Annotated in this window: 15 protein-coding genes; 6 read left to right on the forward strand and 9 right to left on the reverse strand. The window is 68.3% G+C overall.

What is annotated here, in order from left to right:
- The first annotated feature begins 30 nt into the window (after nt 1–30).
- Complete coding sequence (gene trxA / locus AC0ZLC_RS18205; RefSeq protein ID WP_007383275.1) at nt 31–363, forward strand: thioredoxin; 333 nt, start codon at nt 31–33, stop codon at nt 361–363.
- A 105-nt stretch (nt 364–468) separates the two neighbouring features.
- Here the strand turns inward: trxA and AC0ZLC_RS18210 are convergent, their stop codons facing one another.
- The 9 genes from AC0ZLC_RS18210 to rpmH all read right to left on the reverse strand — a co-directional run bounded on the left by AC0ZLC_RS18210 (nt 469) and on the right by rpmH (nt 7,517).
- Complete coding sequence (locus AC0ZLC_RS18210) at nt 469–1,086, reverse strand: GNAT family N-acetyltransferase (RefSeq protein WP_476753009.1); 618 nt, start codon at nt 1,084–1,086, stop codon at nt 469–471.
- A 321-nt stretch (nt 1,087–1,407) separates the two neighbouring features.
- Nucleotides 1,408–2,517, reverse strand: a complete 1,110-nt coding sequence (locus tag AC0ZLC_RS18215) for a ParB/RepB/Spo0J family partition protein (RefSeq protein WP_476753010.1) — start codon at nt 2,515–2,517, stop codon at nt 1,408–1,410.
- Complete coding sequence (locus tag AC0ZLC_RS18220; RefSeq protein WP_476753138.1) at nt 2,514–3,587, reverse strand: ParA family protein; 1,074 nt, start codon at nt 3,585–3,587, stop codon at nt 2,514–2,516. Before AC0ZLC_RS18220 ends, AC0ZLC_RS18215 begins: the two co-directional genes overlap by 4 nt.
- 353 nt (nt 3,588–3,940) lie before the next feature.
- Complete coding sequence (gene rsmG, locus AC0ZLC_RS18225; protein WP_476753011.1) at nt 3,941–4,657, reverse strand: 16S rRNA (guanine(527)-N(7))-methyltransferase RsmG; 717 nt, start codon at nt 4,655–4,657, stop codon at nt 3,941–3,943.
- Nucleotides 4,658–4,816: 159 nt separating this feature from the next.
- A complete protein-coding gene (locus tag AC0ZLC_RS18230; RefSeq protein WP_476753012.1) occupies nt 4,817–5,326 on the reverse strand; it encodes a Jag family protein in 510 nt (169 codons plus the stop codon).
- A 15-nt stretch (nt 5,327–5,341) separates the two neighbouring features.
- The gene (gene yidC, locus AC0ZLC_RS18235; protein ID WP_476753013.1) at nt 5,342–6,622 is read right to left on the reverse strand and encodes a membrane protein insertase YidC; all 1,281 of its coding nucleotides are present in this window, start codon (nt 6,620–6,622) and stop codon (nt 5,342–5,344) included.
- A gap of 3 nt (nt 6,623–6,625) precedes the next feature.
- Nucleotides 6,626–6,991 (reverse strand): membrane protein insertion efficiency factor YidD, encoded by a 366-nt coding sequence (yidD, locus tag AC0ZLC_RS18240; RefSeq protein WP_476753014.1) that lies wholly within the window; start codon nt 6,989–6,991, stop codon nt 6,626–6,628.
- Nucleotides 6,988–7,359, reverse strand: a complete 372-nt coding sequence (rnpA, locus tag AC0ZLC_RS18245) for a ribonuclease P protein component (protein ID WP_476753015.1) — start codon at nt 7,357–7,359, stop codon at nt 6,988–6,990. Before rnpA ends, yidD begins: the two co-directional genes overlap by 4 nt.
- A gap of 20 nt (nt 7,360–7,379) precedes the next feature.
- Nucleotides 7,380–7,517: a 50S ribosomal protein L34 gene (gene rpmH / locus AC0ZLC_RS18250; RefSeq protein WP_006381191.1), complete on the reverse strand. Its 138-nt coding sequence runs from the start codon at nt 7,515–7,517 to the stop codon at nt 7,380–7,382.
- A 396-nt stretch (nt 7,518–7,913) separates the two neighbouring features.
- Between rpmH and dnaA the strand changes: the two genes are divergently transcribed.
- The 5 genes from dnaA to AC0ZLC_RS18275 all read left to right on the forward strand — a co-directional run bounded on the left by dnaA (nt 7,914) and on the right by AC0ZLC_RS18275 (nt 15,003).
- Nucleotides 7,914–9,983 (forward strand): chromosomal replication initiator protein DnaA, encoded by a 2,070-nt coding sequence (dnaA, locus tag AC0ZLC_RS18255; protein ID WP_476753016.1) that lies wholly within the window; start codon nt 7,914–7,916, stop codon nt 9,981–9,983.
- A 1,046-nt stretch (nt 9,984–11,029) separates the two neighbouring features.
- Nucleotides 11,030–12,160, forward strand: coding sequence for a DNA polymerase III subunit beta (dnaN, locus tag AC0ZLC_RS18260; RefSeq protein ID WP_476753017.1), 1,131 nt, complete (start codon nt 11,030–11,032; stop codon nt 12,158–12,160).
- Nucleotides 12,161–12,297: 137 nt separating this feature from the next.
- A complete protein-coding gene (gene gnd / locus AC0ZLC_RS18265; RefSeq protein ID WP_358855146.1) occupies nt 12,298–13,176 on the forward strand; it encodes a phosphogluconate dehydrogenase (NAD(+)-dependent, decarboxylating) in 879 nt (292 codons plus the stop codon).
- 130 nt (nt 13,177–13,306) lie between these two features.
- Nucleotides 13,307–14,431: a DNA replication/repair protein RecF gene (gene recF / locus AC0ZLC_RS18270; RefSeq protein WP_476753018.1), complete on the forward strand. Its 1,125-nt coding sequence runs from the start codon at nt 13,307–13,309 to the stop codon at nt 14,429–14,431.
- Nucleotides 14,428–15,003, forward strand: coding sequence for a DciA family protein (locus tag AC0ZLC_RS18275; protein ID WP_476753019.1), 576 nt, complete (start codon nt 14,428–14,430; stop codon nt 15,001–15,003). Before recF ends, AC0ZLC_RS18275 begins: the two co-directional genes overlap by 4 nt.
- Nucleotides 15,004–15,263: the final 260 nt, after the last annotated feature.

Here is a 15,263-nt window from a genome sequence, read left to right on the forward strand (position 1 = left end):
TCACCGCATCACCGAGTTAAGGAGCCCGCCGTGGCCGGCACCCTCAAGAACGTGACCGACGACTCCTTCGAGCAGGACGTCCTGAAGAGCGACAAGCCCGTCCTGGTGGACTTCTGGGCCGCCTGGTGCGGTCCGTGCCGCCAGATCGCCCCGTCGCTCGAGGCCATCGCCGCCGAGTACGGGGACAAGATCGAGATCGTGAAGCTGAACATCGACGAGAACCCGGGCACGGCCGCCAAGTACGGCGTCATGTCCATCCCGACCCTGAACGTGTACCAGGGCGGAGAGGTCGCCAAGACCATCGTCGGTGCGAAGCCGAAGGCGGCCATCGTGCGTGACCTCGAGGACTTCATCGCCGAGTAGTCGTGGAGGCCGTCACGCCGACGGCGATGTTTCACGTGAAACACGAATGGGCCAACCCGCTGGGGTTGGCCCATTGGCATGAGAAGTCTCAGCGCCCACGCGTGATCACAAGGGGCGCAGTGCGGGCTCCTTCTGGACCGCCCCCAACAGGCGGTCCAGTGCCAGCTCCACGTCTTCCTTCCAGGAGAGCGTCGTACGCAGCTCCAGGCGGAGTCGCGGATACCTGGGGTGGGGTCGCACCGTCTTGAAACCAACGGCCAGCAGATGGTCGGCCGGCAGCAGGCACGCCGGCTCTTTCCACTGAGCGTCCCCGATGGCCTCGATCGCTTTGAAGCCCCGGCGCAGCAGATCCTTGGCCACCGTCTGAACCATCACGCGGCCCAGTCCTTGCTCCTGATACCCCGGCAGGATGAAGGCGGTCATCAGCTGGACCGCGTCCGGCGAGACCGGGCTGGTGGGGAAGGCCGTGGAGCGGGGGACGTAGGCCGGTGGCGCGTACATCACGAATCCGACCGGCTCCTCGTCGACGTAGACGACGCGGCCACATGATCCCCAGTCGAGCAGGACAGCCGAGATCCAGGCTTCCTTCTCCAAGGCGGGCGTGCCCGCCTTTATCGCGGCTTCACCGCTGACGGGGTCGAGTTCCCAGAAGACACACGAGCGGCAGCGCTGGGGAAGGTCCTGAAGGTTGTCCAGCGTGAGCGGTACGAGCCGTCGCCCCATGAAGGCAGTTCCTCGCTTCCTTCGCCCGCTGCGCCACGGGCGGCTGTCAGAGTGCTTCGCTCCCCGAGGAGGCTGCCGACGAAGCCGCCGACCACCACTGGGCCCAGGCCGGTGGTGACCAGTCCGCAACGCTCACGGTCCGCATGCCCCCGTCCGCCTCCCCGAGGAAAGTGTCGCCAGGTGTAGAAGCCATACCCAATCGCATCGTATCCACGATGCGATTCCATAGATACCGCCAGAAAGCAAAGAGCGGGCCGTTTTCCGGTACACACCGGACACGGCCCGCTCAACGTGGCAGACGGGATCGTTACGCCGTCTGTCTCACGCGTCCGTCTCGTCGGAGTCGTCGTTCTGAAGACTCTTCTGCAGGACTGGACCCATCCCTGGGGCAAGACTGCCGAGGATCCGCTCCAGATCCTCCACGGAGGCGAACTCGACGGTGATCTTGCCCTTCTTCTGCCCCAGGTCGACCTTCACCCGTGTCTCGAAGCGGTCCGAGAGGCGCGTCGCGAGATCACTCAGGGCTGGAGAGAGCACCGCCCCGGCTCGTGGGCCCTTGGACCGCGGCGCACTCTGTGGTCGGGATCCCATAAGAGTGACGATCTCTTCGACGGCCCGCACCGACAGCCCCTCGGCCACGATCCGGTGAGCAAGCCGGTCCTGCTCCTCCGAGTCGTCGACGGAGAGCAGAGCCCGCGCATGCCCCGCGGACAGCACCCCTGCCGCCACCCGCTTCTGGACCGAGGGCGAAAGCCTCAGCAGACGCAGAGTGTTGGACACCTGTGGACGCGAACGACCGATGCGGTCTGCCAGCTGGTCGTGGGTGCAGTTGAAATCCTTGAGGAGCTGGTCGTAGGCGGCCGCCTCTTCCAGCGGGTTCAGCTGAGCCCGGTGCAGGTTCTCCAGGAGAGCGTCCAGGAGGAGCTTCTCGTCGTCCGTGGCGCGCACGATGGTGGGAATCGCATCGAGCCCGGCCTCCCGGCAGGCTCGCCAGCGCCGCTCCCCCATGATGAGTTCGTAGCGCCCGGGGCCGACCTGACGTACGACGACCGGCTGAAGCAGTCCGACCTCTTTGATAGAGGTGACCAGCTCGGCGAGCGCGTCCTCGTCGAACACCTCACGGGGCTGCCGCGGGTTCGGGGTGATGGAGTCCAGCGGCAACTCCGCGAAGTGGGCGCCGACCGGCTCGGCAGGCGCCTCCACTACCGCGTAGGACGACTGCTCCTCTGTTTCACGTGGAACAGGGGGAAGCGCGGCCACCCTCGCCGCCGCCACCCCGCGCTCGGCGGTGAGTACAGGTACGGCTGTCGGCGAGGTGGATGCGCCACCTGCGGCGCCGCCCGAAACCGGCCCCGCTACCTTTTCCCCTGTCGGGGCAGCCGGGATCAGTGCGCCGAGACCACGGCCCAACCCCCTCCGTCGCTCGCTCACTGGATCCCCTCCACCATGCTCTGATCCTTCTGTGCGCCCACGTGGGCATGCTGCGCGTCGTAGGCCACTCCGACGCCGCGCAAAGCGATTTCTCGTGCCGCCTCCAGATAGGAGAGGGCACCGCTCGATCCTGGATCGTAAGTCAGCACCGTCTGCCCATAGCTCGGGGCCTCCGAGATACGGACGGAGCGCGGGATGCTGGTCCGCAGGACCTCCTTGCCGAAGTGGCTGCGCACCTCGTCCGCGACCTGGGACGCCAGGCGCGTCCGGCCGTCGTACATGGTGAGGAGGATGGTTGACACATGCAGGTTCGGGTTGAGGTGACCCCGGACAAGATCGACGTTACGCAGAAGCTGACCCAGCCCCTCCAGCGCGTAGTACTCGCACTGGATCGGGATCAGGACTTCCGCGCCGGCGACGAGGGCATTGACCGTGAGAAGACCGAGCGAGGGCGGGCAGTCGATGAGGATGTAGTCCAGCGGCTGCTCATACGCCTGGATCGCCCTCTCCAGACGACTCTCCCGTGCCACCAGAGACACCAGCTCGATCTCCGCACCGGCGAGATCGATCGTGGCGGGTGCACAGAAGAGTCCCTCGACATCCGGGACCGGCTGGACGACCTCGGAAAGCGGCCTGCTGTCGATCAGCACGTCGTAGATGGAAGGCACTTCGGCGTGATGGTCGATGCCCAGCGCGGTGGAGGCATTGCCCTGAGGGTCGAGGTCGATCACCAGGACACGGCCACCGTGCAGGGCGAGAGACGCGGCCAGGTTCACCGTGGTGGTGGTCTTGCCCACCCCGCCCTTCTGGTTGGCGACCACCATGATGCGTGTCTGCTCCGGCCGTGGCAGGCCCTCGCCGGCACGCCCCAGAGCCTCTACTGCCAGTTGGGCAGCACGACCGATGGGAGTGTCGTCCATCGGGGGCGGTGTTTCACGTGAAACATCCTCCCCCATCGACTCGGTACGGGGACCGGGGACCGGATCGGTCATCGGTCCCGCGATGTTGGCGTTGGACCGCAAGGATTCACTCTCCTCGACTTCAGGCTCGCAATGAACAGAGCCTCCCATGTCTTCGGGGTCATGAACCAGCGAGGCCCGTTCTTCTGTGGAGATATCCACCTCTGTGGACAACTCCGCACCCTCTTCGAGTGAACCGAGAGGCCTCCGGTCGCGGGGTTCGGCCGCGGCGCGGCCGCGACTGATGATGCCGTGCAGCAGTGAGCGACGTTTCACGTGAAACACGATGCCTAGCGGCCGTCCCCATAGTGGCGCGACACTCCGATATGCGTAGGTTTGGCAGCTTGTGTGGCGTACGACTCACCGGCAGGACGGATCAATGCGCGAGAGCCCGAGTGACAAAAAACTCTCGGCTCCACCGCAGTGGAGCCGAGAGTTCAGGGGCGTCGTGGCGTTCTTGGGGGTCAGCGACGGCGTCGGGTCCGAGTAGTCCTGGCCGCCTTGGCCCGCTTCGCCGCGAAGCGCACCCCGCCCGGGCTCTCCCCGACCTCGACCCGCACCACGGTGGAGAGAGGATCCACGACTCCCTCACCCACGTGCAGGACGGACGTCTCCACGGCGCCGAGCTTGCTCAGCGCCGTGGCGGCGCTCTTCAGCTCCTCTTCGGCAGTGTCCCCCTTGAGCGCGAGCATCTCCCCGTAGGGCCGCAGCAGGGGGATGCCCCACGTCGCCAGCCGGTCCAGCGGTGCGACCGCCCGAGCGGTCACGACGTGAACCGGCGGCAACTTCCCCATGACTTCCTCGGCCCGACCACGCACGACGGTCACGTGGTCGAGGCCGAGCAGCTCGACCACCTCGGTGAGGAAGGTGGTGCGGCGCAGAAGCGGTTCCAGCAGCGTGATCTTGAGGTCTTCACGGACCAGGGCCAGCGGGATGCCCGGCAGTCCGGCGCCGGAGCCGACGTCGCACACGGTCACGCCCTCGGGAACGACCTCCGAGAGCACCGCGCAGTTCAGCAGATGCCGCTCCCACAGGCGGGGCACTTCGCGAGGACCGATCAGGCCACGCTGTACTCCCGCCTCGGCCAGCAGCTCCGCGTACCGGACCGCGTCCGCGAAGCGATCGCCGAATACCGCGCGGGCCTCCTCGGGCGTAGGGGGGAGTTCCGCTGCCTCCGTCACGGGGACCGTCCTTCCGTACCGCATAAGCGCACTTGGCGCTGACTTCCAGGACTATCAGGGACTACAGCTGTCGGAACCGCAGCTGCCGGGGGACTACCAGGCTGACAAAGCTCGGCCCCGTCTGCGCAACAGACGGGGCCGGAGGGACGTACGTACCGATCAGGCGGGAAGCACGACGACGAAGCGCTCCGGCTCCTCGCCCTCGGACTCGCTGCGCAGTCCTGCGGTCTTGACCGCGTCGTGGACCACCTTGCGCTCGAAGGGCGTCATCGGCGGCAGCTTCACGGCTTCACCGGAGCTCCTGGCCTCCGCCGCGGCCTTGGCGCCGAGCTCGGAGAGTTCCTCACGCTTCTGTGCGCGATAGCCCGCGATGTCCAGCATCAGGCGGCTGCGTTCGCCGGTCTCCCGGTGCACGGCCAGGCGCGTGAGCTCCTGGAGGGCTTCCAGCACCTCGCCGTCCCGGCCGACCAGCTTCTGCAGGTCACGGCCGCCGGCATCGCTGATGATCGAGACAGCGGCGCGGTCGGCCTCGACGTCCATGTCGATGTCACCGTCGAGATCGGCGATGTCGAGCAGACCCTCGAGGTAGTCCGCCGCGATCTCGCCCTCCTGCTCCAGGCGGCTCAGGGTGTCGCCCTCGGCGGCGGCGGAGATGGTGCCTTCCGTCACGGGATGGACTCCTTCTTACTTCTTGGACGGGGACTTGGGCCGCTGTGGGCCCTTGCGCCCGGACTGGGCTTTGCTGCGGGTACCGGCGCCGGGCTTGGTGCCGCCGCCCGCCGGCTTGGCGGTGCCGGGCTTGGCGTCCTGAGGATCGTCCGACTTGATCAACGAGGTCTTCGGCTCGGCCTCTCCCGCCGGCCTGGCCAAGGCCGCCTGGCGTTGCGACTTCGACTGCCGCTTCGGCTGCTGCCGCTTCGGGGCGCCCGTGACAGTCGTCGTCGTGCCGTCCTCGAGCTCCGTGACGGTCGCAGTCTCGCTCTTGACCACCGTGCCGTCGGACTGGGCCGCGAGACCCGCCTTCGTCAGGCTGTTGATGAACTTGCGCTCGAACTCGTTGCGGTCACGCCCCTTGGCGACGATCGCCTTGACGATGGCCTTCTCGCCACGCCTGCGGACCTTGCCGTGGCTCAGCACGTGCTTCTGCAGGCGCTCCAGGTAGGCGGCCTGCGCCTTGCTGCCCGGAGTCGGGTTGTTGTGGATGACGAACATCTGCTGGCCCATGGTCCACACGTTGGTGGTCAGCCAGTAGACGAGGACACCCACGGGGAAGTTGATGCCGAAGACGGCGAACATGACCGGGAAGACGTACATCAGCATCTTCTGCTGCTGCATGAACGGCGTCTTCACGGTGGTGTCGACGTTCTTCGTCATCAGCTGGCGCTGCGTGTAGAACTGCGACGCCGACATCATCACGATCATGACCGCGGTCACCACGCGGACGTCGGTCAGGGTGGCACCGAGGGACGTGACCTTCGCCGCGCCGTCGGTGAACTTCGCGGCCAGCGGGGCACCGAAGATGTGCGCCTTACGTGCGCTCTCGAGCAGCTGGTCGTCGATGACGCCGATCGTCTTGCCGGTCGCGATGCCGTTGAGCACGTGGTACAGCGCGAAGAAGAACGGCGACTGCGCCAGGATGGGAAGGCACGAGGAGAGCGGGTTGGTACCCGACTCCTTGTACAGCTTCATCATCTCTTCGGACTGGCGCTGCTTGTCGTTCTTGTAGCGCTCCTGGATCTTCTTCATCTCGGGCTGCAGCGTCTGCATCGCCCGGGTCGCCTTGATCTGCTTCACGAAGAGCGGGATCAGGCAGATACGGATCAGGATCACCAGGGACACGATGGACAGGCCCCAGGCCCAGCCCGTGTCGGCCCCGAAGAGCTTTCCGTACACGGAGTGGAACTGGACGATGACCCAGGAGACGGGTGTCGTGATGAAGCTGAAAAGACTGGCAATCGTGTCCACTAATCAGGCTCCTTGAGCATGGGACGGGGTCTCGGCGGCCGGGCTCGGGGGATGGTCGGACATTCCATGCCCCTCGATGGCCGGTTCGGCGGCGGAGGTCCCGCCCTTGCGTGCACGCCAAGCGTTGCGCAGCATCTCGTGCCACCGCGGACGCCTGCGCTGTGGCACATGGTCCACACCGCCGGGCGACCACGGATTGCACCGGAGGATGCGCCAGGCGGTGAGTGCCGTTCCCTTGAGCGCGCCGTGCCGGTCGATGGCCTGGTAGCCGTAGTGGGAACACGACGGGTAGTACTTGCACACCGGCCCGAGCAACGGGCTGATGGTCCACTGGTACAGCTTGATCAGCGCCAGCAGCGGGTACTTCATCGCGCGCCCCCTCCCAGCAGCCGCCCCAGGGCGGCATCCAGGTCTCGGGCCAGCTGTGCATGGTCGGCGTCGCCCGCACCGGGCAGCGCTCGTACTACTACCAGGCTACCGGGGGGCAACAGGGCCACCCGGTCCCGCATCAGATGACGAAGCCTGCGCTTCACCTTGTTGCGTACGACGGCTCCGCCCACGGCTTTGCTGACAACGAAACCCGCACGCGTCGGGGGAGCGCTCTCCCCAGGCACGTGCGGGTCCGTTGCACCGCTGCGTAGATGGACGACGAGGAGCGGGCGTCCGGCCCGGCGTCCTCGACGTACCGCGGTCGCGAAGTCCTCGCGCCGCCTCAGCCGATGCTCGGTAGGCAGCACGTCATGACCTGTTTAAGTGATCAGGCGGACAGGCTCGCGCGACCCTTGCCACGACGGTTCGCGAGAATCGCGCGGCCGGCACGGGTGCGCATCCGCAGGCGGAAGCCGTGGGTCTTGGCGCGACGACGGTTGTTCGGCTGGAAGGTGCGCTTGCTCACTCGGGGGCTCCAGAAAGAATCGGTGGTGGCGGGGTGCCGTCCTGGCTGTCACCGTGCGCCCACGAGTAGCTCGCATTACGCCCGAGTGCACCGCTTCCCGATCACTGAACGTGACCTGTGCCCATCGGAGGCAGGCGGCAGCAGCCATCGACAACTCGACCTGGTTACGGTACGCGCGGCTACGCCATTCGGTCAAACCGGTGTCGCCGGGGGACACTGTCCACAGGCTGGGGACAACAACTTGAACCGTATGGGTCGCCCTGACTACCGTGGCTGGACTCCGATTCGTTCCCTTCCCCCCGCGCCATCTGATTCGTTCCCGCCGCCCCACCCGAGTTACATCCCGACCTGTTCCCAGAACCACACGTTCGTGGGACCCGTGAGAGAGCGTGCCCTGTGGCTGACGTACCTGCCGATCTTGCCGCAGTGTGGCCACGAGTACTGGAACAGCTCCTCGGTGAGGGCCGTGTGCAGGGCGTCGAGGCGAAGGACGAGCACTGGATCAAGCGCTGCCAGCCGCTGGCACTCGTCGCGGACACGGCGCTGCTCGCGGTTCCGAACGAGTTCGCGAAGGGCGTACTGGAAGGGCGGCTGGCCCCCGTGGTCAGCGAGACGCTGAGCCGCGAGTGCGGTCGGCCGATCCGCATCGCGATCACCGTCGACGACTCCGTGGGCGAGCCCCCTCCGCCCCGCTACGAGGAGGCGGAACTCCCGGCCGGACCGGATCAGGGCCGTGACGCGTACGACGCCCCGAACCGCGACGGGCGTGACGGGCGTGACGGATACGAGGGCCAGGGACGCGACAGCCGTGACCCGCGTGACGGCCGTGACGGGCGCGACGGCCACAGCGGCCAGGGAAGCGGGCGCCACTCACGCGACAGCCGCGACGGATACGAGGGCCAGGGACGCGACGAGCGGAACCCCTACGACAGCCAGGGCCGCGACGGATACGAGCGCTACGGCCGGCACCGCGCGGACGACCATCGTCCCCACCGCTCCGAGCAGCTGCCCGGCGGCCCCGGCGATCATCTGCCGACCGCCCGCCCCGCCTATCCCGACTACCAGCGGCCCGAGCCGGGGTCCTGGCCCCGTCCGTCGCAGGACGACTACGGCTGGCAGCAGCAGCGCCTCGGCTTCCCCGACCGCGACCCGTACGCGTCGCCCTCGCAGGACTACCGCCCGCAGTCGATGGAGCGGCCGTCCTACGACCAGCAGCGCCAGGACTACGAGCAGGCACGCTCCGACTACGAGCAGCAGCGGCCCGACTACGACCAGCGTGACGGCCGGCGCGACATGGACCGCCGCGACCTGTCGGAGTCGTCCCCCACGGGCACCGGGCACGTGCACCGCGGCGGACCCGCCCTGCCCGCGGCGGGCGGAGCCCCGGGGCCGCTCGCGGCGCAGCCCGCGCCGGCATCGGGTCCCGGTGAGCCCACCGCACGCCTGAACCCGAAGTACCTCTTCGACACGTTCGTCATCGGCGCCTCGAACCGCTTCGCGCACGCCGCGGCGGTCGCCGTCGCCGAGGCGCCCGCGAAGGCGTACAACCCCCTCTTCATCTACGGGGAGTCGGGGCTGGGCAAGACGCACCTGCTGCACGCGATCGGGCACTACGCGCGCAGCCTCTACCCCGGCACGCGCGTGCGGTACGTGAGCTCCGAGGAGTTCACCAACGAGTTCATTAACTCCATCCGCGACGGCAAGGGCGACAGTTTCCGCAAGCGGTACCGCGAGATGGACATCCTGCTCGTCGACGACATCCAGTTCCTCGCGGACAAGGAGTCGACGCAGGAGGAGTTCTTCCACACGTTCAACACGCTCCACAACGCGAACAAGCAGATCGTGCTGTCCTCGGACCGGCCGCCCAAGCAGCTGGTGACACTGGAGGACCGGCTGCGGAACCGCTTCGAGTGGGGGCTGATCACGGACGTCCAGCCGCCCGAGCTGGAGACGCGTATCGCGATCCTCCGTAAGAAGGCGGTGCAGGAGCAGCTCAACGCTCCGCCGGAGGTCCTCGAGTTCATCGCGTCCCGGATCTCGCGGAACATCCGTGAGCTGGAGGGCGCACTGATCCGGGTGACGGCGTTCGCGTCGCTCAACCGGCAGCCGGTGGACCTCGGGCTCACGGAGATCGTCCTCAAGGACCTCATCCCGGGCGGCGAGGACTCCGCCCCCGAGATCACGGCGCCGGCCATCATGGCGGCCACCGCCGACTACTTCGGTCTGACGGTGGAAGACCTGTGCGGGTCCTCCCGCAGTCGCGTGCTGGTGACCGCTCGCCAGATCGCCATGTATCTGTGCCGCGAGCTCACGGACCTGTCACTGCCGAAGATCGGCGCGCAGTTCGGCGGCCGCGACCACACGACAGTCATGCACGCCGACCGCAAGATCCGCGCGCTGATGGCCGAGCGGCGCTCGATCTACAACCAGGTCACCGAGCTGACCAACCGCATCAAGAACGGCTGATTTCCAGAGCCGTACGGCTTCGAAGGCGCCCCCGGGAGGAGTTCCCGGGGGCGCCTTTCGCCGTCCTCGTGCGCCGGCCGGCACCCTGCGGCTCGGATCTCTTGGCGCTCTCCCCGGGTGCCGTCGCGTCTCCCCGAGGCGCTCAGAAACGTCCTCCCGGACCTCCGGAACGCCCCCGGAACGCCCTCGGCGGGCACCCGGTGGGTCCTCCCGAAGGCTTTCGGCGCCCTCTCCGAGCCGACAGGCCGACGCACAACCGACATCCACTGTTCGAATACGGTCCTGGTTACGGCCCTCCTCCACAGATCCTGGGACTTTCTTGCGTCCACACCCTGGGGACCGGAAAGTTGTCCAGACGGTGTCCACAGGTCGCTCTGGTGAAAGATCATCAGACCAGGTCAGCTGGCTGTGGATCGGTGGACGAAGGTTCTCCACAGACTGTGGACGAAGAAATGATCCACAGGGTGTGCACGAAGTTGTCCACCGGCGGCCCACAGGACCGGGCGGGTTGTCCCCAGCGTCTCGCACCTTCTCCACACCCCTGTCCACTGTTCGGCAACGCGCCGCGCCTTCTCACCGTGTCGAGTGAAAGGCGTCACACCAAGGTGTCTGGTTGGCCTGTGGGGAACGCGGGTAAAACTGGGGACGGCGCTGGGGAGAAGTGCCCCGAGCCTGTGCATCGGGTGTGCAGAACTTTTCCCCGTCCACAGCGAGCCCCGGTTGTCCACCGACGTCACCCACAGGGCCGGTGGACAAAATCTGCCGTCTGAGCTGCGAAAACAGGGTTATCCACGGTTTCCACAACCCCTACTACTACTCCCAACTAGAGAGAGCTGGGAATCTGTTCAGAAGAGGGGGCTGTGCACAACTCGGGGTCCGGGGCTCCGGTGCCGCTCGACGCGACTTGACCGAGGGGGGCACCGACTGTCAGTGCGGTGCGTCAGACTGGTCCCCGGTGTCCGTCCCGTCACAGGGGCCGACGACACCGAGTCAGACAGTGAAGGCCAGCAGGGCGAGAGCGCCGGCAACAGACGGAGGCGGCAACGGTGAAGATCCGGGTGGAACGCGACGTACTCGCGGAGGCAGTGGCCTGGGCGGCACGCAGCCTCCCGGCCCGTCCACCGGCGCCTGTCCTCGCCGGCCTCCTGCTGAAGGCCGAGGGCGGCTCCCTGAGCCTGTCCAGCTTCGACTACGAGGTCTCCGCGCGGGTCTCGGTGGACGCCGAGATCGACGAGGAGGGCACGGTCCTCGTCTCCGGCCGTCTCCTCGCCGACATCTGCCGCGCCCTCCCCAACCGGCCGGTGGAGATCTCCACAGACGGTGTACGGGCGACGGTGGTCTGCGGCTCCTCGCGGTTCACCCTCCACACCCTCCCTGTGGAGGAGTACCCGGCGCTGCCCCAGATGCCGTCGGCGACCGGCACCGTCCCCGGCGAGGTGTTCGCCTCGGCTGCCGCCCAGGTGGCCATCGCGGCCGGGCGTGACGACACCCTGCCGGTGCTGACCGGTGTGCGCATCGAGATCGAGGGCGACAGGGTGACCCTCGCGTCCACCGACCGCTACCGCTTCGCGGTCCGCGAGTTCCTGTGGAAGCCGGAGAACCCCGAGGCCTCCGCGGTCGCCCTGGTGCCCGCCAAGACGCTCCTGGACACCGCCAAGGCCCTCACGAGCGGCGACAACGTGATCCTGGCCCTGTCGGGCTCCGGCGCGGGCGAGGGCCTCATCGGCTTCGAGGGCGCCGGCCGCCGTACGACCACCCGGCTGCTCGAAGGCGACCTGCCGAAGTACCGCACGCTGTTCCCGACGGAGTTCAACTCCATCGCCGTCATCGAGACCGCCCCCTTCGTGGAGGCCGTCAAGCGTGTGGCCCTGGTCGCCGAGCGGAACACGCCGGTGCGGCTCAGCTTCGAGCAGGGCGTGCTCATCCTGGAGGCCGGCTCCAGCGACGACGCACAGGCTGTGGAAAGGGTCGACGCCCAGCTGGAGGGCGACGACATCTCGATCGCCTTCAACCCGACGTTCCTGCTCGACGGTCTGAGCGCCATCGACTCTCCCGTCGCGCAGCTCTCCTTCACGACGTCGACCAAGCCCGCCCTCCTCAGCGGCAGGCCCGCCGTCGACGCCGAGGCGGACGAGGCCTACAAGTACCTGATCATGCCGGTGCGCCTCAGCGGCTGACGCGGCCCGACGAAGACCGCAGGTGAGGGCGTACGTCTGAGCGGCTATGCCCACAGGTGTGCGTGAGCGTCCGGGTTTAGGCTCGGACGAGGCACGGCAGTGCCCTCACGCCACGTCGCAAACCTAAGGAACAACTGATGGAGCTCGGTCTCGTCGGCCTCGGCAAGATGGGCGGCAACATGCGCGAGCGGATTCGCCGCGCAGGCCACACCGTCATCGGATACGACCGCAACCCGGACGTCGCCGATGTCCACAGCCTGGAAGAGCTCGTGGGCAGGCTCAAGGGCCCGCGCGTGGTGTGGGTGATGGTCCCGGCCGGTGCCGCGACCCAGTCCACCATCGACGAACTGGCCGCCCTCCTGGAGCCGGGAGACGTCGTCGTGGACGGCGGCAACTCCCGCTGGACCGACGACGAGAAGCACGCCGTCGAACTGGGCATCAAGGGCATCGGCTTCGTCGACTGCGGAGTCTCCGGCGGTGTGTGGGGCCTGGAGAACGGCTACGCGCTGATGTACGGCGGCTCCGCGGAGAACGTGGCAAAGGTGCAGCCGGTCTTCGACGCCCTCAAGCCCGAGGGCGACTTCGGGTCGGTGCACGCGGGCAAGGTCGGCGCGGGCCACTTCGCGAAGATGGTCCACAACGGCATCGAGTACGCGATGATGCAGGCCTACGCCGAGGGCTGGGAACTGCTGGAGAAGGTCGACTCCGTCACCGACGTGCGTGAGGTCTTCCGGTCCTGGCAGGAGGGCACGGTCATCCGTTCCTGGCTGCTCGACCTCGCCGTCAACGCCCTGGACGACGACGAGCACCTGGACAAGCTCAAGGGGTACGCCGAGGACTCCGGCGAGGGCCGCTGGACCGTCGAGGCGGCCATCGACAACGCGGTACCGCTGCCGGCGATCACCGCGTCGCTCTTCGCCCGCTTCGCGTCCCGGCAGGACGACTCCCCGCAGATGAAGATGATCGCGGCACTGCGCAACCAGTTCGGCGGCCACGCCGTGGAGAAGAAGAACTGATCCACACCCTGGGGGCACCGCCTCCCGGGGACGGCCCGGCTGTCCACAGCCTGGGACGACCGAAGGCCGGGGGACCCGGCCCTCGGGGAAACACCCGAAGCACCACGTTGGGGGAGGTCGGCGAACGACCATGCACGTCACGCATCTGTCGCTGGCCGACTTCCGCTCGTACGCCCACGTCGAGGTCCCGCTCGACCCGGGTGTCACCGCCTTCGTCGGCCCCAACGGCCAGGGCAAGACGAACCTCGTCGAGGCGGTCGGCTACCTCGCCACCCTCGGCAGCCACCGCGTCTCCTCGGACGCGCCCCTGGTGCGGATGGGCGCCGACCGCGCGATCGTCCGGGCCAACGTGCGGCAGGGGGACCGTCAGCAGCTCGTCGAACTCGAACTGAACCCCGGCAAGGCCAACCGCGCCCGCATCAACAGGTCCTCGCAGGTCAAGCCCCGTGACGTGCTCGGGATCGTCCGGACGGTGCTGTTCGCGCCCGAGGACCTCGCCCTGGTCAAGGGCGACCCCGGCGAGCGGCGCCGCTTCCTGGACGAGATGATCACCGCCCGCTCCCCGCGCATGGCAGGCGTCCGCTCGGACTACGACCGGGTCCTGCGGCAGCGCAACACCCTCCTGAAGTCGGCTGCGCTCGCCCGGCGCCACGGCGGCCGCACCATGGACCTCTCCACCCTCGACGTCTGGGACCAGCACCTCGCGCGCGTGGGCGCCGAGCTGCTGGCCCAGCGACTCGACCTGGTCGCCGCGGTGCAGCCCCTCGCCGACAAGGCGTACGAACAGCTGGCACCGGGCGGTGGCCCCGTCGTACTGGAGTACAAGCCGTCCTCCCCGGGGATCGCCGGCCACGCGCGCGAGGAGCTGTACGAGCAGCTGATGGCGGCCCTGCTGGAGGCCCGCAAGCAGGAGATCGAGCGGGGCGTGACCCTGGTGGGCCCCCACCGGGACGAGCTGCTGCTCAAGCTCGGGCAGCTGCCCGCCAAGGGATACGCCTCCCACGGGGAGTCCTGGTCGTTCGCGCTGGCGCTGCGCCTTGCCTCGTACGACCTCCTCAGGGCCGAGGGCAACGAGCCGGTGCTCGTCCTGGACGACGTGTTCGCCGAGCTGGACACCCGGCGGCGCGAGCGTCTCGCCGAGCTGGTCGCGCCCGGCGAGCAGGTGCTCGTGACGGCGGCGGTGGACGACGACGTGCCGGGCGTCCTCGCCGGGACGCGGTTCGCGGTGTCCGAGGGCACGGTGGAGCGCGTATGACGGAAAACACACCGGCCGCGCCGGGCGGCGTTCCCGCCGGGGCATCCGGCGACGCCGCCAGGAAGATTCCCGAGCCGTCGGGCGTCGACCTCGCGCGCGTGGCCCTGCGCGCCGCGAAGGAACAGGCACGCGCGCGTGGGGACGCGGCCCAGCAGAAGAAGCAGGTGCGGCGCGGCGCCGGGCTGCGCTCCGGCGCACGCGCCGACGGGCGCGATCCGATGGCGCTCGGCGCCGCCATCAACCGGCTGCTCACCGAGCGTGGCTGGGAGGCCCCCGCGGCGGTGGGCGGGGTCATGGGCCGGTGGCCGCAGATCGTCGGCGACGACCTGGCCAAGCACTGCGAGCCGCAGAAGTACGACGAGGACGAGCGCGAGCTGATCGTGCAGTGCGACTCCACGGCCTGGGCGACCCAGCTGCGGCTGCTCGCCCCGCAGCTGGTGGCACGGCTGAACCAGGACCTCGGGCACGGTGCGGTCAGGGTGATCAAGGTGCTCGGCCCCGGTGGCCCCGCCCGTCGGTACGGCCCCTTGCGCGCCCCCGGGAGCACGGGTCCCGGTGACACCTACGGGTGACCTGACTCGGCAGTAGCTAGGGGTTGACACCCGGAAGCGCTGAGTGCCTCTGTGAGCCTCTTGGAGCCCCGCTCCGTATATGGGGAGTCGCGAGAGACCGGTTGAGGGCGGCACATGCGGACTCAGGTACCGGCAAACCCCCATCACTGTCGGCGCTACCGGTAGACTGGAAGCCAATCCCGCCCCGCTTGCGGGGACCGTCGGGAAATGGTGTGCAACGCAGGCTTACCAACGCAACACGCCGCAGCCGCTCCGGCCAC

It is taken from the genome of Streptomyces sp. GLSS-08, assembly GCF_056387915.1.

What these genes read in the sequence shown, in the direction of transcription:
- AC0ZLC_RS18220 (WP_476753138.1), bottom strand. Translation starts at nt 3,587, where the DNA reads ATGGGAGGCTCTGTTCATTGCGAGCCTGAAGTCGAGGAGAGTGAATCC.
- AC0ZLC_RS18275 (WP_476753019.1), top strand. Translation starts at nt 14,428, where the DNA reads ATGACGGAAAACACACCGGCCGCGCCGGGCGGCGTTCCCGCCGGGGCA.
- recF (WP_476753018.1), top strand. Translation starts at nt 13,307, where the DNA reads ATGCACGTCACGCATCTGTCGCTGGCCGACTTCCGCTCGTACGCCCAC.
- gnd (WP_358855146.1), top strand. Translation starts at nt 12,298, where the DNA reads ATGGAGCTCGGTCTCGTCGGCCTCGGCAAGATGGGCGGCAACATGCGC.
- AC0ZLC_RS18210 (WP_476753009.1), bottom strand. Translation starts at nt 1,086, where the DNA reads ATGGGGCGACGGCTCGTACCGCTCACGCTGGACAACCTTCAGGACCTT.
- yidD (WP_476753014.1), bottom strand. Translation starts at nt 6,991, where the DNA reads ATGAAGTACCCGCTGCTGGCGCTGATCAAGCTGTACCAGTGGACCATC.